Genomic DNA, 18,058 nt, shown 5'->3' with positions numbered 1-18,058 from the left:
AGTAAGATCCGCGCCGCGTCTGAATTTCCTGCGTTTCGTAGGCGAGTCAGGTTCGATGTAGTGGTGATGATGGTCGAAGACGAGTTTTCGGAGAAGGGCTGGCACTGGTGGCTGAGTCGGGTCGTAATCCCGGTTGTAATCCCGCTAGTGGTTGCGCTTGTGGGCGCCTACATGCTGTGGTTGGTGAACCAAGACTCTGAAAATGGATCGGCGGTCTCGACCTCATCTGACCGACCTGCATGCGCTGAGCAAGTAGATAGCCTGAAATCAGGCTGGGGCCCAGATAGACCGACAGTTGGGCCGTCCCAGTTCTCTCCTCAGCCCAGCTTCAATGTGGAGCGCGACAACCCTAATTACGGTGACGAACGCAACTTCCTGATCGTGAAAGAAGCGAGTTTCGCCGGCGCGGGCGGGTGGACCGATGCCCTCGACGTAGTACCTGACAATGAGTATCTGCTACGCGCCTACATCCATAACGGAGCGGCCGACACAGAAGAGAATGTCGCCCGCGACACCAATGTTCGGTTCGAGCTCCCCACGTGCGCAGGTACGGCCATCGCTCTGCAGGGTGTGATCACTTCCCCGGCCGCGTACCCGCAGATGATCTGGGACACAGCGATACTCACAGCACGCGAAACACTCAGAGTGGAACTTGTCCCCGGATCTGCTCAGCAGTTCAACAATCGCTTCCCGGACGGAGTCTCCCTACCCGATCGGGTCGCGACAAGTGGCGCGACTGTGGGGAGCGCGACGGCTGACGGGGACGTCAGGGGAGACTATCGCAATTCTGTAATCGTCAGCGCTCGGGTGCGGACAGTCAGCGAGTAACCGCGAGTGCTTGCCGCTGAAACAGGCTCGGCGATCCGGCCCAACGGGGGCACCACGACGTCTACGGTCTCGGTATCAGACTTCGCCACCTACGGCGAGCAGATGGAATCTAAAATAGCCCCATCCGTCAGAACTCCCCGGAACCTCACCCGCCGCTGACACCCCCGGGGACTGGCGGGATGAGCGCCGCTCCGGTGAGCACGAAATCACTCACCCCAGATGTTGTGTTCTCCTGCCCTGTCGTCATCGTCCCCGACCCCGGAACGAGCACTAAGCGCAAGGGAGTTTTCGAGTTCACTCCGCAGCCATCCCACACGCGTTTGCTCTGTACCGCGACTCTGGCGCGTACCGGTAAACGCCACCTGCACACCAGGGTCATCGGTAGCGGTCGCGTCGACAACGAACTCCAAGCGAGTGTTGACGACACCAGCCGTCGGACGCGCAGATGCATTGTCTAAGTACATGATTTCCTCAACGGCGTCGCCATCTGAAGCCGACACCGCGTTGACGTACTTGCTGCCTGGATCTTCTGCCAACCGACATAGAGTGAAGTTGCGCTCATCGCCCCACTTGGGGTTGTTGCGAATGCTGTTTAACGACTCAACTGGGGCACCTTGGGTGCGGTCATACAAAGGTCGCTCAGGTCCCGAGCCACGACCAACTTGCGAATCCTCGTAAATACGCCCTGACGAGATCGTTTGGCATCAGCCGGATACTGGCTCGTTTCCGCAGAGGAGCAAGACCGGACACCCGCCGTTATGGCGAAGATCGCCGCGATCACGCCTACAAGTACAAAGATCGGCCCCAACCACCGTGCATGCACGCGCTCCAGCGTTGAGCGCGAGTCCTGCCCGTTGTGCTCGGTCGACACAGGACTCCTCCCCTTCCCGCCGAGTACTCGTTTGGGATGAACCTATCGGTTCCGCAGCACGCCCACGCGGGTTCGCCGCGGGCGCGTGTTGGTCAACCTGTGGACTACCGACTGACGGGCTGCCTCGACTAAACGCGCAGCTGGTGCCCAGTTGCCTGACCGCCGTCCAAAACAAGCAGACCCGGGTACAGCAGCAAACTCGACCGCGACAGTGACGGCGTTGCCTGCGGAACCTGACCCCGACTCGATTCGGCCTTACCATTCCGGTCTCTGACACGCGGAAAACCGCGACCCTGTTGCAGGGCCGCGGCTTTCGACGTCGTGGACTAGCTAGTCGGCGAGTTTGGCGACTGCCTGGGCCCAGAGGAAGTACTTGTTGGTGCCCAGATCGCGCACGGTCTTGATGTTGAAGGCGTCCTTGAGGTGCTGGGCGTCGCCCGGGCTCACGCCCTGAAGTGCCTCGACGGGGGCGTCAGCGAGCTCACTGACGGCTTTTCTTCGTATGCCTTGTCGAACTTGTCGGCTATTCCGCCCATGAAAATGACCTCCTGTGTTCGGCTCGGTGCACCGGGTTCGGGACACCGTCACCATCGTAGGAGCGTTCGACGACCGGATCGGCATCATCAACCCCTGATCCACACCCCTATGGCGTCGTGCCCAGCACTGATTCGAGGGCAAGGCACCCGGCGTGTTTGCGGGTGTCGCGCCAGCACCTGTACGTGTCGTTGCCCTTCCCCGCCGGCGGGATCGTGGCCGGGCCGCTGTACGTGTGCCGTCCCTGCCTGCGGGGCATCCTGAACGGGTGCCGCCTGTTCCGGATCCAATGCTCGCCACCCTGGGCGAAGCCCCATCTGGGGAGGGATGGGCGTTTGAATTCAAGTGGGACGGGGCTCGGGCGCTCGTCGAAACCGATTCTGCGAGAACGTATGTGTGGAGTAGGCACCGCAACAACTTTTCCTCCCACTTCCCCGAGATCGTTGCTGGTGTGCCAGCGGCATTGGGCGGCCGGCAGGCAATTCTCGATGGCGAGATCGTCGTACTCGATGTGGCCGGGCGTCCCTCGTTCAGCCGGTTGCAGCGACGGCTGCGGATTCCCACGCACACCGCGTGGGAGAGTTCCGCGACCGGCTGTCTGAGTGTGCGAACGCCGGAACGTGCGGAACTTCGATAGCGTCGATGATTGTCGTCACGAGCGAGTGTATGGCGGCCTAAGCGGTGTCTCCTGCGATGCTGAGGACATGAACACTCCGGTCCCGCACGTTCTCAATCCGCAGCCTCGGCCCCGCCTCCTTCTCCTGCTTGACGGCGACCCCAACGTCGGCTCCCGTGCAGAAGACGCCCCACTGATGCATCGCTGGTACCCGATAGTGGCCCACCTGCCTGGCAGCTACCAGTTCATCACGTCGCTGGCCCAAGTCGACTCCACGGAGTGGGATGCGATCATCACAACCGAGCCCATCGCGGGGCCGCCGCCCCCGCAAACTTCGGCCGCGCCTTCGATACGCCGTCTCAAAGCACCACGAGGACAGGTCCTGCCCCCACATCTGTTCGTGCTGCATATCTTCAGCGAAGCAGATGGGGTGCGGGAGATGCCTGTCGATGTGCTTATCGACACTGCCGGAAACCAGCGCGTGCTGGCGAGTGCGTACGAACCGGGCCGAATAATTCGTGCGGGCACCATGCCGCTAGATGACCGCCTCGAAGAACTTCGCGACCAACTCGTCGACACCGCCCAGACACGCCAGTACCCGTTCGGTGTTCGGTTCCGTGACAGCGACGGCGCTGAAGTGCCGACGTATCAGACGCTCGCCGAGGGACCCGAACACTTGGCGTTGGCGGGGCGCTACGTCCGCGACAACGTCGGCGTGTGGTTCCTGCCCGACGACGTGAGTGATATCGCGGGCTGGTGGCAAGCGGTGTTGCGAGACTGGCACAGCATCGATCCCGTAAAATTCCCGGATCTACCCGGGTGGATCGAGAACTACAAATGGCTCAGCTACGACGAACAACAGGTGGCGGACGACATCGAGACTGAACGTCGGCGCTTCGCCGGCGAGACGCTTGCTCACCATGAGCGGATCCGGGAACTACGAGACCGTGCTGCGGCTGCCGTCGATACGCCGGTTAAGCAGTTGCTCAGCGGTACAGGACTTCCGTTGCAGGACGCAGTGCGCGACGTCCTGCGCGAGATCGGTTACACCGTCGAGGATATGGACGCCTCCGGCAAGTTCAACGAGCGCGAACCGCGAGAGGATTTCCGGATCACTGAACCCGGCACGGATCAGTGGCTCGTCATCGGTGACGCGACTGGCGTAGCCAAAGGCGCCAAGGGTGCAAAAATCACGACGCTGGGTACCTACACCGGCGCCTATGAGCGCGAGGAACAACCAGGTTTTCGGCCGCGTCAATGGCTGTTCATCAACCGGATGATCGCGCGGGAACCGACCGACCGCGGCGAGACAATTTTTCGGCAGGACGACCGCGAGGCACTGGTTGCCGCGCTCGGGTTGGCGATCGATACCGCCGCGTTGTTCGTGGCCCATCGGGCAATGAAGCGCGGCAGCATCACCGCGCAACAGATTCGTGATGAGCTACGCGAACGCACGGGCGAACTGACGCTGCGAGACGTTACAGCCTGGCTCGGCACCAACGATTGAGATGGCGTCGGACCGCAAGCAGTTGAAGACAGGCGTCCGACAGGGTTGTCAAGTTTACTTGACATAATCTATATTAGCGGTTGCTTCATTGCGGCGCAGTCGATTTGGGTTCGCCGATGATCAGTCGGTAGCCGCCGTCGTAGTCAGTGCGGGTGTTCAGGTGTCCATAGCGCCGGTCCCATGTTCCGTCAGCGATGTCAGTTCTCAGTCGTCGGATCCCGGCGTCGACCGCGTGCTGGTCGATTTGGGCCAGGCCTGAGCAGCAGGCGCGGACAGCGGGGTCGAGGTAGGCCTGTGGCCGCCGCCAGTTCGCGATCAGGACACCGTCGCGCATGTCGGCGGGGACCCGCAGCGTGCGGATGTCTTCGGACTCGACGAGCGGATGCAAAATGGCGATCCGCCGCGGCGAAGATTGTTTCGCGATTCTGTTGCGCGTCGGCGCGTTCTTTGCGTCACGGCCGTCTCGACGCCGACAACGGTGAGTGACCGGACCTCTATCTCGGCCTGCGTACACGGGTCCTCTGGGTTGCCTCGGCCGACGAACGTGCCGACGACGCCCAGGACAAAGGCCAGGGGGATCGACACGAGACCGGGACTCGACAGCGGGAGCCACGCGAAATCCGCACCCGGAGAACATCGACGACGACGAACCCGAGACCGCCGGAGAAAGCACGATCAAGTTCAGACTTGGCGCTTCTCTGCGCAAACGTCCAGGAATGCCGTCCCCTGCTGGCGGCGCCGCTGAGCCGCAGCCTTGGCCTTACGCCTGTTGAGTTTTGCGCGCCGCCGCCAGCGATTGCCGCAGCGCTTCAGCGAGACGGTCGAGGTCGTTATCCGCTGTCGTCCAATTGGAGAAGGACACGCGTATCGCCGCTCGACCGTGCCATTCGGTTCCCGCGACCCACGCCTCTCCGCTGCGGCGCACGAGTTCTGCCACACGCCAAGTGCGCTCGTCGCTGTCGTCAGCGCGGATCAGGACCTGGTTGAGCACCACGTCGTTGCATACGGAGAAGCCGTCGGTGGCTTGCATCGTCTCGGCCAGGCGGCGGGCATGCTCGCAGCAGCGTTCGATCAGTTGTCGCAACCCCAGCCTGCCTAGCGAGGCGAGCGCTGCGTAGACAGGTACCGCGCGTGCACGCCGGGACATCTCGGGCACCAGGACGCCGGGCTCGCGCTCGCTACTCGTGGGCAGATAGCTGGTGTTGGCACCTAGTGCGGAGCGAGCAGCTTGGGGGTCGGCGACAATGGCCAGGCCGCAGTCGTAGGGGACGTTGAGCCACTTGTGTGCGTCGGTCGACCACGAATCGGCCAACTCGACACCTCGAACGAGTGCCGACAGTCGCGGCGATGCGCTAGCCCAAAGTCCGAATGCGCCGTCGACGTGAACCCAGCCGCCGTGCTTGTGGGTCGCCGCGACGATCTCTGACATTGGGTCGCACGCTCCGGAGTTCACGTTGCCGACCTGCGCGCACACGATGGCGGGGTCGGAGTCGGCGGCGAGCGCGTCGGCGAGCGCGTCGGCTCTCATCGCTCCTTGTGCGTCGACCGCCACGCGCTCGACGCGGCGCGATCCAAGACCGATCATCTGCAACGCCTGCAGTACGGAGGGATGGACCTCGTCGCCCACGAGTACGCGAACACGGGGCGCCTGGGCGAGCCCATCGGCCTCAACGTCCCAACCTTGCCGCGCCAAGAGAACGTGCCGTGCGGAAAGCAACCCAACGACGTTTCCCGCCGTGGCTCCGGTGACGAACCCGACCGCCGCGCGCGTGGGCAACCCAAGAGCGTCGAGAACCCAGCGCTCGGTGACGGCATCGATCGCAGCGCCGGCCGGCGACGACATCCGGCTGTACGCGGTCTGGTCCCAGGTCGATACCAGCCAGTCGGCAGCCAGGGCCGCGGGTAGCGTTCCTCCGACGACGAGGCCGAAGTAGCGAGGGCCGGCGCACGCAATGGTTGCCGGACCGAGAGTGGCGGCCAATCGCTCGACTACCGCGACCGCATTCGTACCTTGGTCGGGCAACGGCCCGCTCAGTGCGTCGACGACCTCGTCATAGCTCGTACTCGCATCGACCGGCCGGTGTGGCAGTCCCTGCAGGTATTCGGTCGCCAGTTCCAACGCCCTTGGCAGAGCCGCGTACACGTCGTCGGTTCCAACCGGGGCGGAATGCTGATCCATTGAAACCATCCTCGCTCTCGAGTTCGTGTCGTGCGAGCGTCGACCTCACCGATGCCGACCTGGCAGCGGATTCACTAATCGAAGCGACTCCAGTGGCCGTCAAGCCAACCCAGAATTGGCAATGGGTCAAGCCTGCCAGACGCCGCCGCAGTCCGCGATCTGTCCCTACCTGCGGCATGTCAAGTTTACTTGACATGAGGTATCTTATCGGCGCAACAGATTGTGCCACAATACATTTCGTCACCAGTGACGAAACTTACCGTGCTCTTCGTCTAAACGCGGCGGTCCCGGCACGTCACACCGTCCAGGCTGACAGTGACTTCGGGGCTTCTGTCGAACGGTGTCGCCGGTCGACTACGGCTCGAGGACCGCGTGTTCGAGGCGATGTTCGACTGCTCGCGCGCAAATGCTGCCTCGTGGGCTTGGCGTGGCCTTCATCAGGTCATCGTGCAGTGTGTATGCCTATGGTCACCACCACGCGTGCGGACAAGGTCCAGGTCGTCACCGCCGCTATCGTCGGCTTCGTAGTCGGGATACTCGTCGTCATCCCGCTCGCCCATCTGACACGGGGTTGGCTGGGGTTGCCGGAACCCACCGCAGTACCTCTGGATGGACGGGTCGACAGGCCGTTCATCGCCACGTACTGGGTTCCTTGGTTGCTGGCGTGGGCGGTGCTACTCGTTCCCGGGATCGCGTTCATGGTCCCGGTACCCACCCGCTGGGCTGGCACGGCGTACTCGCTCGCGGTGGGAGCGACGGCCGGCTTGATCGCACTACTCGGGGCGTGGACCGATTACGGGCTGGGATAAACCACGACGTCACAAACACCACCCTGAGGTAGTACCTATTATCGGCGTAATCAATTGCGCTGCAACGTGTTTCGTCACCAGTGACTAAAGGCAACCGGAATCACGCTCGGTTCGCTGGCCACAAGGCCGTCAGGAAGACCCCGGAGTCGGTCTCACCAGTGCAGTCAGGAACGTCGAGTCGTGGAGCAACGAGTGCGTCACCTGTACACCCGAAACGCGCTCCATCAGCGCCATGACGGCAGCTTCGGTGTGTACGGTCGCCGGAAATTCTGCTTTCTCTGAGAGGGGCCCAAATCCGCCGATCTCTTCTAGCCAGGGCAGTACGGCGTCCGGGTCCGTCCCTCGACGGCCGCTCGGAATATGGTGGTCAAAAGCGCACTTGACCTGGCCTTCGTGGTACCAAAGGAAAGTGCCACGCCCGTGCCCGCCCACGTAGTAGCTCACGATGTTTCGGCCCCTCGACAGAGGGAGCATGAACTCATAGGTCTCACCCAGGTACCCGTACGGCTCAAGCATGAGCACAGCACCCTCTACCTGAACCAGGCCCACCGCCGACCCTCGCTCACCGCGAACAGACGTCGCACCATGGCTTAGTTTCTCGAGCCGGTCAAAATCACATCGCTCGGTGTCGACCACGTCCGCCATTTCGAACACGAGCGAATCGACCTCAGCCGGCACCACAACCGAAATGCAGCTCGCACCGACCAGCCAGTCATTCTTCGTCCACTCGTATGCGCGCCAATCCGGCTGGGTCATGCCCGAAGTTTAACGCGGCGACCCACTACAACGCCTAGACCACAGATTCGGACGTAACGTTGATTATCGGCGTATACCTGAGACAGGTAATTCGTTGTAAGACAGTTGTATTCACCACCAACCGCGCTGCCGATATGCTCACTCGGTGGGATCTAACTGGTTCCCGCCAGCGATTGGAGCTCCGAGCACAGTGCTCCGTGGTTGCTACCGTCTTCATACTGGACCACTCCGTCCAGGGTTGCCTTACACCACGTCTCGGCTGCTCGTCCATCGAGGAATGGCAACACCTGGAGGAAGATGCTCTCCGGGATCTCGTCTCCGGTCAAGATGACCTTGGTCTGCCCTTGCTCGAAATCGTGGATTCCGGAGGAATCGCTGTAGGTGGCGAACTCGTAGTCGCCGCCGATCTCCAGTACGAGCGTCGGATCGCCGGGGTCGTTGGAACATCCGACACACAGGAACAGAGCCCCGCCGACCACGAGCCCGACCCCCAATCTCCGCATAAGCGGACAATACCGAACGAAGTGGCGCTCGCACTCTCCGCACACCAGAACCCAGTCCGCATCAATTAGACGCGTCACTACATGGGGTTCGAGTCGACCGCGAGCGGTGATGCCGCACGGTCGCGCAGCAGGGTCAATGCGATGGCCGCGAGGCCAAGTGCGGCGACCACGGCATTGGCAGTGGTGAGGGTGACCGCTTCCAGCGTCGATGCGTTGTGCATGTGACCGAGATGAAAGACAAAGTGTGGCAATGAAAAGAGGCTGTAGGCGGCCGCCGCAGGGATGACAAAAGCCGCCCTGGGGCGGATGACGGCGAGGCCCAACAGCAAGGCGATGCCAAGCGTCGCGCCACCGAAATCCCGGGCGTAGTGCTCGCTGAAGGCCGGCGTGAGATCGACGGTCGGGAAGTCGTTGTAGAACGACTCGGGGAACAGCTGATTCCATACTCCGACCGTCAGTTCGACAACGAAGAGGATCAGCAAACACAGGCGAATGAGAATGGTCATGCATGCCAGACCGGCGAGAGCCGCGAAATGTGACAGGCGATGCAAGAATGGCACGGGGCTTCCTCGGCGGTGGCGAAAGCCAACCCCACCAGCAGATTGTCAAGTTTACCTGACATAGTCATTGTTAGCGTTTGCTTCATTGCGGCAGTCGATTTGGGTTCGCCGATGATCAGTCGGTAGCCGCCGTCGTAGTCAGTGTGAACGTTCAGGTGTCCATAGCGCCGGTCCCATGTTCCGTCACCGATATCGTTGTTTAAGTGACTGCAGCCCGACTTCATAGTCACAACAACCACGCCCAGCGGTGGATCGTTCGGTACGGTGCCCAGGGTGGACATGGTTACAGTGGCGCTACTCGTCGTTTGCGTTGTCTTCGTGCCCGTTTCAGCGTGGGTCGCGGCGGCAATGGTGTCCACTGCCAGCATCCTCAATGGACCGCCGGTCGTCACACGTTCGTGGCTTTGGCTATTGCTCGTGTGGATGATTCCGTTGGGTGGGGCCGGCGCGTGGTGGCTCTACCTGCGCCGCGTCAAGTTTACTTGACAGAATCTCCACGGCCGGCGCGATCGACTGTGCTACAGAAAGATTCGGACGACTGACTGCGTCAAAATACGGATGACCGGCCTGGCCGACCATCTGGGCGTGAAGGACCCTGACCTTCTCCCGGACTAACAGCCCGCCGATGTCATAGTTTCGGGGCGAATCGACGAGCCCATACCTCTCGCGCCGCGACAGCGATCAACACCACGCTCACGGTGAGCGTGGTGTTGAACTCGACGGTGTCGAGGACGCCGGGAGTGGCGAGCAGCAGGAGGCCGAACGCTGCGCACGGAACTGCGACAGTCACGACGCCCGGTAGCACTTGGCGAGCCGAAATCGCCTCGACGACGGCGGCTAGGAGCACCACTACGAACGCCGCCATTGACCAGAGTTCTAGTTCGGTCCAGCGGTCAAGCGACGTTGATGCGAGGTCACCGTAGTAGTCACTGAATACGTCCTCATCCGAGTAGGCGGAGTAGAGGGTGAGATCCCCGGTATTGGTCGTCCCTGATCGTGCGCTGAACTCGGTATCGAAGAAACTTCGGTCGATCCCCGTCCAGGTGATGCCGCCGGCAAACAGTGTCGCCACCATGAAGATCCACCACGCGGCGTGGCCGGTGGTTCGGGCGAGTGAGAACACGCGGTGCCGGGTCATGGCCACAAGTGTTGCAGGGCTTGACGTCGACGAATGAGGTCGGTCGAACCGCCTACCCTGCTCTCGATCCCGGCGGGCGAGTGGCGGCATGGGTAGCGCTACAACGTATAAGGACCATCTCTGCACCAGAGCCAGGCGGCACTTCCCACCAGCCGGTAGGTCCCGCCCGGGTGATGGTCGCGGGACGTAGTGTCCTTCTCAGCACTTGGGCACACCTGAGAAAGGTCGTCGATGACTAATCCTCACGAGGAGACGAACACCTCATGGCATCCTCAGCCGTTGACGGACCCGTTTGTTCACCGCGGCCAGGTGCAGCCATGGGCCCCAGCTCCGCCAGGACCGGGTTAGTACCCCAACCACGCGGTCGGAGCGACGCAGTGGTGGGACGGACACCAGTGGGTGCCACCGCAGATGGGCCACCCCGCCGCAGGACCGGCGATGAACTTCAACATGGCGCAAGCGCCGGTCGTGGTGGTCACCGCCCCCAAAGTGTCGGGTTGGCGTTCTTGCTGGCATTTTTGTTCGGCCCGTATGCGTCCCGCCAGGTCGAGGTCAAAGCCTTCTAAAGGCTGTGGGTGACCCAAGCCGAAAAGGACGCGATCACAGCGGTTCTCGCGTCTTGCGGGGCCTACTCACCCACTAACGGCCGCGGTGGCGGCCCGGCCATTGCCCCTCGGCCACCCACCTCAGCACCACATCGCTCCCTTAGCCCCCAGCCTGTCGCACCGGCAGAGGCAACTCCCGATGATCCGGCGGGTTCCGCGATTCGGGCACGGCAGGGGAATCTCGGTGACTCCCTCACCTACGTGTTGAAAATGCCTGTGCCAGGGTGCAGTCTGCCGGCATGGCCCGATCTTTTGGTTCCGACGCCGCCGACGCCCTCGTCCATCAACTGGGGAACGACATCGTGGGTGATCAGTTCTACCGATCCGAACCGTGGGATCAGCTTGCGCTTGTAATCAACCTCGATCGCCGCAAGCAGATGTTCGGCTACGTGTACTCGGCCGGGGACTGGGAGGCCGCGAGCCCCGACGGCATAGAACCGTTGGAGACCGCACACAAGCTGCAACAGGCCATGCGCCTGCCGGACGCATTGCCCTGGAAGAAGTGTCTGGTGACAATCGATCGCGAAACCGCCACGATCGACATCGTCTTTGACTACGAAGGAACCGAGTGGGTTCCCGACTTGGCCGATCCTGAACGTCTCGCTGTGAGTCTCAAACCGGCGCCGCGGACCTGACCTCGGGCGTACCGGCAGTAGCTCGCCTGATCCACACCCCTTTGGCGTCGTGCCCAGGACCGGTCACACCCCGACCTCGATGACGTCGCCCGAACGCAACGACAACGACCGGGTGACCCCGAGCCGGGACAGGAAATCCTCATCGTGACTGACCACGAGCAATCCCCCGCGAAAGCCCGACAGCGCCTCGACGAGCTGGTCGACGCTGTCCATGTCGAGATTGTTGGTCGGCTCGTCCATCACCAGCAATTGAATGGGTGGTGACGCAAGGAACAACCGCGCCAGGGCAACCCGGAAGCGCTCGCCCCCGGACAGGTCGCCGATCAGCCGTTCCACCGCGTCCCCGCGGAGGAGGAATTGGGCGAGGCGCCCGCGGATCGTTTCCGGATCGGCGCCCGGGACGGCGGCGCTGACCGTGTCGAGGACGCTCTCGGACGGGTCGAGGTCGTCCAGACGCTGTGCCAGGTAGCCGATCCGATCCGTGTGAGCCACCATGTGCGCATCGCCGACGGCCGGTTCGACTCCCCACAACGTCCGCAGCAGCGTTGTCTTGCCCGCGCCGTTGGGCCCGGTGATGGCTACACGTTCAGGACCTTGGATGACAGTAGTCTCTGTAGCCGAACGGATCTCGGCCAGGCGCCGGCCGGCGGGCACATCCGGATCAGGCAGTTCGATGCGGATATGGCGATCATCGCGGATGGACTCATTCGCCGCGTCAATGGCTTCGCGGGCTTCGCGCACCTTGTCGGCGGCCTGTGTCCGAACCCGGCCGGCGGTGTTCTCGGCAGCGCGTTTGCGTTTGCCCAACAATATCTTCGGCAGGTTCCCATCTGTGGCGTCTTTCCGGCCGGACCGCGCCCGGCGGGCGAGTTTGATTTCGGCTTCGACCCGTTGTCGCTGTTCGGTTCTCAGCTTCTGTTCGGCCACCCGCAGATCCCGGTGGGCCGCCTCCTGTCGATGTCGGACGTATTCGCGGTACTCACTGAGCGGGCCGCCGAAAAGGGTGATCCGGTTCTCCCGCAGCTCAGCGGTGGTGTCCATCAGCTCGAGCAACGCCGGGTCGTGCGAGACCACCAACAACGTGCCGGGCCAGGCGCGCGCCATGTCGTATAAACGCCGGCGGGCATCACGGTCGAGGTTGTTGGTCGGCTCGTCCAACAAAGTGATGGGTGCAGCCGCCAACCACAAACCGGCGATGGCAACGAGCATCGACTCACCGCCCGACAACGTGCCCACCTCGCGGCCCAGTTCGATGCCTTGCAGGCCCGCTTGGCGCAGCGCATGTTCGGCACGGGTGTCGATGTCCCAGGCATCGCCCACGACGTCGAAGAGTTCAGGGGAGGTGTCTCCGGCCTCGATCGCCCTGAGTGCATCGACCCGGGCACCGATGCCCAGCAGATCGGCGACCGTACTGCGCACCTGCAGTGTCAGAGTCTGTGGCAGATAGGAGGTTTCGCCGACCACGTCGATTGATCCCGACGTGGGTGTCATCTGCCCGGCGATGAGCCCGAGCAACGTCGACTTGCCGCTGCCGTTGGCACCGATGAGTCCGGTGCGGCCATGCCCGAAGGTCGCCGTGACGTCGGAGAGGGCGGGCGTGCCGTCGGGCCAGTCGAAAGAGATCTCACGTAGGACAATGGCTGATTCGGTGTTCGGGCGCATGTGGCTCCCAAGGGTGAGTGGTGGAGACGCACCAACTCGATGACCGCTTGATAGCAGCGGTCGAGACAGGTCGGCGCGCTAGGACGCGGGGCCGTCGACTGTCTTCACTGCATTCCTCACTGCCGGGAACAGAACGTGATCGAGTGTGCGGGATGTAGGCGAGCGACGCAACTGCTTTTCCGGCCCTTCCGGTGTTGGCACACTGTTCTCATGACGATGATCCGTCCGGCCCGGCCCGACGATACCGACGTGTTGACGCAATTGATCGCGGTGTCCTTCGAGCCCTACATCGAGCGGATCGGCGCACGACCCGGGCCCATGTCGACCGACTGCACGTCGTTGATCGCATCTGGGTCGGTGTGGGTGGCCGACCGTGATGGTGATGCCGTCGGCACCATCGCGTTGACAGATGAGGGCGACCATCTGCTGCTCGACAACCTGGCCGTCTCGCCGTCGGCCCGCGGACTGGGTGTCGGTTCACAGCTGCTGGAGTTCGCCGCCGACCACGCGCACTCGTGTGGACTCGGTGAATTGCGGCTCCACACGAACGTGGCAATGACCGAGAACCTGCAGTACTACCCGCGGCGGGGTTTCCGGGAGACCCACCGCGCCACCGTGGACGGGTTCGAGAGGGTCTACTTTTCCCGGACACTGTGACCGCCGGTGGTTACCCTCGATGGGGTAACTGCCAGCCACGGAAAGTGCCCGATGTATCTACAGGACTTCGAATCAGCCGGGACGCTGACATTCGACGCTGCTGAGAAGATCTCCTGGAAGACCTCGGAGTTCGACACCAAGATCATGCTGGTGGTCGATCGCCGCCGGGTGAATGCGAATTGTCTGGCCCTGTGCTGGGACGAGCTCGACATCCATCGCGGCACGCCGGTCGCGATCACTGTCGGCGAAGGGCCTACCCACAACGACGCCGAGGAACGCCGGGCACTGGTCGCGATGGTCGACTACTTCCAATCCATGACCGTTCCCGACTCACCGAGGAGTCGCCGACGACGTCGGTTCTCCTTCGGCGGGCGCTGACCCGGGCCGGCACCGATCCCCGCAGAACGGCCCCGCGTGGTCGACGGTCAGCCGACGTGTTGCCGATAGAACTCGAGGTGTTGTCTGGCCGCATGCGCCCAGGTCAAGCCGTCCGCAAGGGTGCGGCCACGGGCCACGCGGCTCCGGTCGGGTGTGAGCGCGGCGCCCAGCTCCGATGCCAGGTCGGCAGGGGTAGCGGCGTAGCGAACCGTGTCGCCGAACACTTCGTGAAGCACGGGTAGGTCGCGTGTGACCACCGGGGTCCCGGCCGCGAGCGCTTCCATCGCCGCCAGCCCGAACCCTTCCTTGGTGGATGGGAAGGCGAAGACCGACGCCTCGGCCACCAGTGCGGGCAACTCGTTGTCGTCGACAGGGCCGAGCACGATCGGCGAGGTGCCCAGGTCCGCCATCCGCTGGTCGAACTCCGCCCGGTAACCCCGGTAGTCGAACAGGGTCTCTCCGCCGGCGAACACGAGTTTCAGATCGGGGTGCTCGCGAACCATCAGCGCATGGGCGTCAAGGAGATCGATGCTGCCCTTGCGCGGCTCGATGCCCCCGACCGCGAGCACGTACCGGCCCAGCCGCGATCGCCAGCGGGCGCGCCCGGCCACGGCTTCGGACGAGTCACTCGCGGCCGCCGCGAACCGGGCGGACTGAACCCCGTTCGGGATGACAACCGGCTGGTATCCCCAACCTTCGTGAACCTCCTGTGCAACCGCTGCCGACACACAGATCCGCGCATAGGGTTCGACGATCGCCTTTTCGTGGCATGCCGCGAGAACCGGGGTGGTGAACTGGTCGAGATGGTGAATGGTGCGGATACAGCGACCGACCGCGTTCGCGCTGATGCAGTCCTGCGCGTGCACGATATCGGCTGCGTCACGGTCGAATTCGGCCCGCAGCACCTCGATCGACCGCACGATCCGGTCGGTCACGGTATCGCCGTCGCGATCGGTGAAGCGGGCCAGGCGAACCGTGACAGCCGGATCCACCGGTCGGAAGAACCCTGGATCGCCTCCCCTGGCCAATGACCAGACCGTGACCTCCGCGCCCGCATGCGCCAGTGCCTCCGCGAGATTGAGGGTGTGCACAACACCACCGCGAGGCTTGGTCGAGTAGGTCACGAGGGAGATTCTCGGCGGTCGCTCGTCGGCCCGTGCCGCCGTCACGACTCGTCCCGCCAGTAGGTGTCGACCCGACGTTCCCGGAGATGATGAAGCACGCGGCGCGCCCGGTCGACCTCCGCATCGATGTCGATGTCGCACACCGCCATTCCGCCTTTCGCCCACGTCTTGGCGAGCACTTCCCCGCCGGGGCCGACAACCTTGGCCTGGCCGAGGAACCTCAACTTACCCATCACTCCCGTTTGATTCGACGAGACCAGCACCACCTGGTTCTCGGCGGCGCGCGCTGCGTCGTACAGATCGAACAGACGAGATTGCCGGTCGTTGGGAAGCCGTGAGGCACGGTCGGTCACGCTGGCGGGCCAGGCCGACAGCGCGGCGATGATCCGGGCGCCGTCGAGCACCAAGGTGCGCGCGGCCTCGGGAAACGTCTTGTCGTAGTCGATCAGCATCCCGATTCGGCCGACGGGGGTGTCGAACGCGCCGAAGTGATCGCCTGCGGAGTAGGCCAGCGATTCACCCGCAGGCTGATGAACTTTGCGGTGCACACCGAGTACGCCGGCGCCGGACAAGCACGCGGCCGCGTTGTAGCGTTGGCCGTCAACGTCTTCGGTGTATCCGACGCACACCGTCATCGGTCCTGCGGCCTCAGCGATTCGAGCCATCTCCGGTCCATCGATGGCCACCGCAGGAGGGAGGTGATCCACATCCGGCGCCCGGAGGTCACCGATGTAGCCGCCGAGTGACGCGTCGGGCAGCACAAGCAGATCGACGTTGTCTCGAGAGGCCGCTTCGATGATGCCGACGATCTTGCTCACCGCACGTTCGACGTCCCGACCGAAGTGGGCTGCCAGTGCGGCAACACGAATGGGTGGCATGGGAGAAGACTAGTGAACCGCGGCAGATGTGGGCGCAATGCTCGGCGAAGTCATCGGCCGGCGCTCTTGGGCTCGATGAGATCAGCACCGGTCATCGCGAGCACCTCGACGGCACCTTCGGGCATCCGGCGCGACACCGCTCGGATCTCCGACATCTGCGCGGCAGCCGACGTGCATGCGAACCCGAACTTCGCACGTACCCGGTCACTCGCCTCGGTGAGGGCACGTGTGGTGAGGCTGACGAACTCCGGTATGGGGTAACGCCCACCCACCTCGAGGTGGTCGTGCATCACCAAGGACGGCGAATAGCACTGCTGTTCGGTTCCGTTCGGCCAGCGCACGGTGAAGGTCATCTCAGGCATGGGTCAGGACCTCGGCTCGATGTGTCGGTGGTTCGTACTCTGACTCATGCTGCTCCCAACCCGGTCACAGTGCTGTGTACGGCGCTCGTCACGGCACCGTCCGGCCAGCGCAACCCGACACCTGGGGTGTCGGTCAATCGACCACACGTCGCCGAGATCGCCGGTCCGGCATCGGGTATCGACCGACCCGGATCATCGGCGGTGATCATCGCGAAGCCGGGGAACGCGGTGACCCATTCCCCCACCGTGACACCTGCCGGCCGCGGTATGGCGGCGACGTCGAGTATCGCTCCCGTGCCGCTGGCCTCGGCGAGCATTCCCGTGGTGCCGACCAGACCCGCCATACTGACGTCCTTGGCCGCGGCCGGCGCGGCTCGCCGGACGAAGGTGCCCATCCGCTCGAGTTCGTCCGGCCGACGGACTGACGTCGAATCCCATTGCTGCCCTGCGTAACCACGGCGCCATCCGCCACCCACATCGGTGGTGAGACGTAGGGCGTGTCCCACCCTCCCGCCGCCGGGCCGGCACCGGCGAGCCGGTCCGACCCAGAGCGGTCACCGACAATGACGCCGGCACCCCTGACTGCGTGTGACCACCGAGTACCGGGACATTCCACGCCTCGGCGGCTTTCGCCATTCCCCGGATGATGCGCGTCAGCTGCGAGCGGGTCGGCGCCCCCACCGCATCGAGCAATCCGACGGGCGTGGCACCCATCGCCGACAGATCATTGAGATTGACGAGAACTGCGCACCAGCCGGCCCATTCGGGGTCTCGCTCCACCATCGACGGGATGATGGCGTCGCATGCGGCAATCATGTCGGTGCCGGGCACAGGGCTGCCGTCATCTCCTCGGAAGCCTGCGGGGCCCAGCCCGGAAGCATGACCCGACAACGGCGCCAGCACGTCGGCGAGCATCGCCTTCGTCCCGGCCACCAGGCGCTCGATCTTGTTGATCGGCCAGCGCATTGCCGCATGCGCGGTACCCGCGACGTCCACCTCCCCGGTGTGCTCCCACCCGAGAGAGACGAACATCGAGCGGTAGCGCACCTGCACCGACGCATCGAACCGCAGTACGCCTGCATTCTCCGCGTAGGCGCACGCCGCGCGTACCAGCGCAGGCCCGACCCCGCGTGCCTGATCGGTGGGAAGTACCACCAGCCTGCTTCCCGTCCACCAGCCGATGTCCTCGCCGGTGGCCGGGGCCAAACGCACGCCGCCGAGCACTGTGCCGTCGTCGGCCACCGCACACAACACCACCGTGCGCGGATCGTCGTCGAGGTCATCGCGATCGGTATGGGTGAAGAGTTCTTGCGTACGCACGAACGCGTCGTGACGCAAAGCCCGGTACGACGCCAATTGTGCTGCCGTGTCGGCATGTTGGATGATGAACCCACCGGGGGCGGTGACGCGCCGCGGACCGGTCAGAATAGACAGATCCCTCGCTTCGGTACGCATC

General features: G+C 63.7%; 19 protein-coding genes and 4 pseudogenes. 8 read left to right on the top strand and 15 right to left on the bottom strand.

Annotation, left to right across the window (positions count from 1 at the left end):
• The first annotated feature begins 381 nt into the window (after positions 1 to 381).
• The gene (locus tag MVA47_RS07875) at positions 382 to 828 is read left to right on the top strand and encodes a hypothetical protein (RefSeq protein ID WP_247207383.1); all 447 of its coding nucleotides are present in this window, start codon (positions 382 to 384) and stop codon (positions 826 to 828) included.
• Positions 829 to 1,034: 206 nt separating this feature from the next.
• Here the strand turns inward: MVA47_RS07875 and MVA47_RS07870 are convergent, their stop codons facing one another.
• Complete coding sequence (locus MVA47_RS07870; protein WP_247207382.1) at positions 1,035 to 1,460, bottom strand: hypothetical protein; 426 nt, start codon at positions 1,458 to 1,460, stop codon at positions 1,035 to 1,037.
• Positions 1,461 to 1,870: 410 nt separating this feature from the next.
• Here MVA47_RS07870 and MVA47_RS27210 point away from each other — a divergent pair.
• Positions 1,871 to 1,936: pseudogene (locus MVA47_RS27210) on the top strand (excalibur calcium-binding domain-containing protein); the annotation flags it as partial.
• 93 nt (positions 1,937 to 2,029) lie between these two features.
• Here MVA47_RS27210 and MVA47_RS07865 read toward each other — a convergent pair.
• Positions 2,030 to 2,235, bottom strand: a pseudogene (locus tag MVA47_RS07865) (hypothetical protein).
• Positions 2,236 to 2,522: 287 nt separating this feature from the next.
• On the opposite strand from MVA47_RS07865, the gene MVA47_RS27205 reads away from it, so the two are divergent.
• On the top strand, positions 2,523 to 2,870 hold the full coding sequence (locus MVA47_RS27205; protein ID WP_374474356.1) for a hypothetical protein: 348 nt from the start codon (positions 2,523 to 2,525) through the stop codon (positions 2,868 to 2,870).
• Complete coding sequence (locus tag MVA47_RS07860) at positions 2,854 to 4,356, top strand: hypothetical protein (RefSeq protein ID WP_247207381.1); 1,503 nt, start codon at positions 2,854 to 2,856, stop codon at positions 4,354 to 4,356. The genes MVA47_RS27205 and MVA47_RS07860 overlap by 17 nt, the downstream gene beginning before the upstream one ends.
• An 85-nt stretch (positions 4,357 to 4,441) precedes the next feature.
• Here the strand turns inward: MVA47_RS07860 and MVA47_RS07855 are convergent, their stop codons facing one another.
• The 3 genes and pseudogenes from MVA47_RS07855 to MVA47_RS07845 form a co-directional block, all read right to left on the bottom strand.
• A complete protein-coding gene (locus MVA47_RS07855; protein ID WP_247211086.1) occupies positions 4,442 to 4,744 on the bottom strand; it encodes a hypothetical protein in 303 nt (100 codons plus the stop codon).
• A gap of 62 nt (positions 4,745 to 4,806) precedes the next feature.
• Positions 4,807 to 5,041: pseudogene (locus MVA47_RS07850) on the bottom strand (cation acetate symporter); the annotation flags it as partial.
• Positions 5,042 to 5,116: 75 nt separating this feature from the next.
• The gene (locus MVA47_RS07845) at positions 5,117 to 6,535 is read right to left on the bottom strand and encodes an aminotransferase class V-fold PLP-dependent enzyme (RefSeq protein WP_247207380.1); all 1,419 of its coding nucleotides are present in this window, start codon (positions 6,533 to 6,535) and stop codon (positions 5,117 to 5,119) included.
• 464 nt (positions 6,536 to 6,999) lie between these two features.
• Between MVA47_RS07845 and MVA47_RS07840 the strand changes: the two genes are divergently transcribed.
• Complete coding sequence (locus tag MVA47_RS07840; protein ID WP_247207379.1) at positions 7,000 to 7,344, top strand: hypothetical protein; 345 nt, start codon at positions 7,000 to 7,002, stop codon at positions 7,342 to 7,344.
• Positions 7,345 to 7,473: 129 nt separating this feature from the next.
• Here MVA47_RS07840 and MVA47_RS07835 read toward each other — a convergent pair whose 3' ends face one another.
• From MVA47_RS07835 to MVA47_RS07815, 5 genes are all read right to left on the bottom strand, one after another.
• The gene (locus MVA47_RS07835; protein ID WP_247207378.1) at positions 7,474 to 8,100 is read right to left on the bottom strand and encodes a DUF6461 domain-containing protein; all 627 of its coding nucleotides are present in this window, start codon (positions 8,098 to 8,100) and stop codon (positions 7,474 to 7,476) included.
• Positions 8,101 to 8,252: 152 nt separating this feature from the next.
• Entirely contained in the window at positions 8,253 to 8,603 is a 351-nt protein-coding gene (locus MVA47_RS07830; protein ID WP_247207377.1) for a hypothetical protein, read from the bottom strand.
• Between the two features lie 77 nt (positions 8,604 to 8,680).
• A complete protein-coding gene (locus tag MVA47_RS07825) occupies positions 8,681 to 9,109 on the bottom strand; it encodes a hypothetical protein (protein WP_247207376.1) in 429 nt (142 codons plus the stop codon).
• Positions 9,106 to 9,522, bottom strand: a complete 417-nt coding sequence (locus tag MVA47_RS07820; protein WP_247207375.1) for a hypothetical protein — start codon at positions 9,520 to 9,522, stop codon at positions 9,106 to 9,108. Before MVA47_RS07820 ends, MVA47_RS07825 begins: the two co-directional genes overlap by 4 nt.
• A gap of 269 nt (positions 9,523 to 9,791) precedes the next feature.
• Complete coding sequence (locus MVA47_RS07815) at positions 9,792 to 10,301, bottom strand: hypothetical protein (protein ID WP_247207374.1); 510 nt, start codon at positions 10,299 to 10,301, stop codon at positions 9,792 to 9,794.
• Positions 10,302 to 11,145: 844 nt separating this feature from the next.
• Between MVA47_RS07815 and MVA47_RS07810 the strand changes: the two genes are divergently transcribed.
• Positions 11,146 to 11,541, top strand: coding sequence for a hypothetical protein (locus MVA47_RS07810; RefSeq protein WP_247207373.1), 396 nt, complete (start codon positions 11,146 to 11,148; stop codon positions 11,539 to 11,541).
• Between the two features lie 63 nt (positions 11,542 to 11,604).
• Here MVA47_RS07810 and MVA47_RS07805 read toward each other — a convergent pair whose 3' ends face one another.
• Positions 11,605 to 13,203 (bottom strand): ABC-F family ATP-binding cassette domain-containing protein, encoded by a 1,599-nt coding sequence (locus MVA47_RS07805; protein WP_247207372.1) that lies wholly within the window; start codon positions 13,201 to 13,203, stop codon positions 11,605 to 11,607.
• A 210-nt stretch (positions 13,204 to 13,413) separates the two neighbouring features.
• Here MVA47_RS07805 and MVA47_RS07800 point away from each other — a divergent pair, with 210 nt between their 5' ends.
• Both MVA47_RS07800 and MVA47_RS07795 read left to right on the top strand, forming a co-directional pair.
• Positions 13,414 to 13,860, top strand: a complete 447-nt coding sequence (locus MVA47_RS07800) for a GNAT family N-acetyltransferase (protein WP_247207371.1) — start codon at positions 13,414 to 13,416, stop codon at positions 13,858 to 13,860.
• 51 nt (positions 13,861 to 13,911) lie between these two features.
• Positions 13,912 to 14,238, top strand: coding sequence for a hypothetical protein (locus tag MVA47_RS07795; protein ID WP_247207370.1), 327 nt, complete (start codon positions 13,912 to 13,914; stop codon positions 14,236 to 14,238).
• 47 nt (positions 14,239 to 14,285) lie between these two features.
• Here the strand turns inward: MVA47_RS07795 and MVA47_RS07790 are convergent, their stop codons facing one another.
• The 4 genes and pseudogenes from MVA47_RS07790 to MVA47_RS07775 all read right to left on the bottom strand — a co-directional run bounded on the left by MVA47_RS07790 (position 14,286) and on the right by MVA47_RS07775 (position 18,057).
• Positions 14,286 to 15,362, bottom strand: coding sequence for an MSMEG_0565 family glycosyltransferase (locus MVA47_RS07790; protein WP_247207369.1), 1,077 nt, complete (start codon positions 15,360 to 15,362; stop codon positions 14,286 to 14,288).
• Positions 15,363 to 15,403: 41 nt separating this feature from the next.
• Positions 15,404 to 16,240, bottom strand: coding sequence for a carbon-nitrogen hydrolase family protein (locus MVA47_RS07785; RefSeq protein WP_247207368.1), 837 nt, complete (start codon positions 16,238 to 16,240; stop codon positions 15,404 to 15,406).
• A gap of 50 nt (positions 16,241 to 16,290) precedes the next feature.
• The gene (locus MVA47_RS07780) at positions 16,291 to 16,602 is read right to left on the bottom strand and encodes an MSMEG_0570 family nitrogen starvation response protein (protein WP_247207367.1); all 312 of its coding nucleotides are present in this window, start codon (positions 16,600 to 16,602) and stop codon (positions 16,291 to 16,293) included.
• A 44-nt stretch (positions 16,603 to 16,646) separates the two neighbouring features.
• A pseudogene (locus MVA47_RS07775) lies at positions 16,647 to 18,057 on the bottom strand (MSMEG_0567/sll0787 family protein).
• Position 18,058 lies beyond the last annotated feature (1 nt).

The sequence above is a fragment of the Williamsia sp. DF01-3 genome, from assembly GCF_023051145.1.
Classification (GTDB): Bacteria; Actinomycetota; Actinomycetes; order Mycobacteriales; family Mycobacteriaceae; genus Williamsia.
The sequence above is the reverse complement of the archived record's forward strand: the minus strand, read 5'-3'. Positions and strand labels throughout refer to the sequence as shown.

Bases quoted from the DNA above. Each gene is read 5' to 3' on its own strand.
- MVA47_RS27205 (WP_374474356.1), top strand. From the start codon at position 2,523: ATGCTCGCCACCCTGGGCGAAGCCCCATCTGGGGAGGGATGGGCGTTT.
- MVA47_RS07845 (WP_247207380.1), bottom strand. From the start codon at position 6,535: ATGGATCAGCATTCCGCCCCGGTTGGAACCGACGACGTGTACGCGGCT.
- MVA47_RS07840 (WP_247207379.1), top strand. From the start codon at position 7,000: ATGGTCACCACCACGCGTGCGGACAAGGTCCAGGTCGTCACCGCCGCT.
- MVA47_RS07835 (WP_247207378.1), bottom strand. From the start codon at position 8,100: ATGACCCAGCCGGATTGGCGCGCATACGAGTGGACGAAGAATGACTGG.
- MVA47_RS07830 (WP_247207377.1), bottom strand. From the start codon at position 8,603: ATGCGGAGATTGGGGGTCGGGCTCGTGGTCGGCGGGGCTCTGTTCCTG.
- MVA47_RS07825 (WP_247207376.1), bottom strand. From the start codon at position 9,109: ATGACCATTCTCATTCGCCTGTGTTTGCTGATCCTCTTCGTTGTCGAA.
- MVA47_RS07815 (WP_247207374.1), bottom strand. From the start codon at position 10,301: ATGACCCGGCACCGCGTGTTCTCACTCGCCCGAACCACCGGCCACGCC.
- MVA47_RS07810 (WP_247207373.1), top strand. From the start codon at position 11,146: ATGGCCCGATCTTTTGGTTCCGACGCCGCCGACGCCCTCGTCCATCAA.
- MVA47_RS07805 (WP_247207372.1), bottom strand. From the start codon at position 13,203: ATGCGCCCGAACACCGAATCAGCCATTGTCCTACGTGAGATCTCTTTC.
- MVA47_RS07800 (WP_247207371.1), top strand. From the start codon at position 13,414: ATGACGATGATCCGTCCGGCCCGGCCCGACGATACCGACGTGTTGACG.
- MVA47_RS07795 (WP_247207370.1), top strand. From the start codon at position 13,912: ATGTATCTACAGGACTTCGAATCAGCCGGGACGCTGACATTCGACGCT.
- MVA47_RS07785 (WP_247207368.1), bottom strand. From the start codon at position 16,240: ATGCCACCCATTCGTGTTGCCGCACTGGCAGCCCACTTCGGTCGGGAC.
- MVA47_RS07780 (WP_247207367.1), bottom strand. From the start codon at position 16,602: ATGCCTGAGATGACCTTCACCGTGCGCTGGCCGAACGGAACCGAACAG.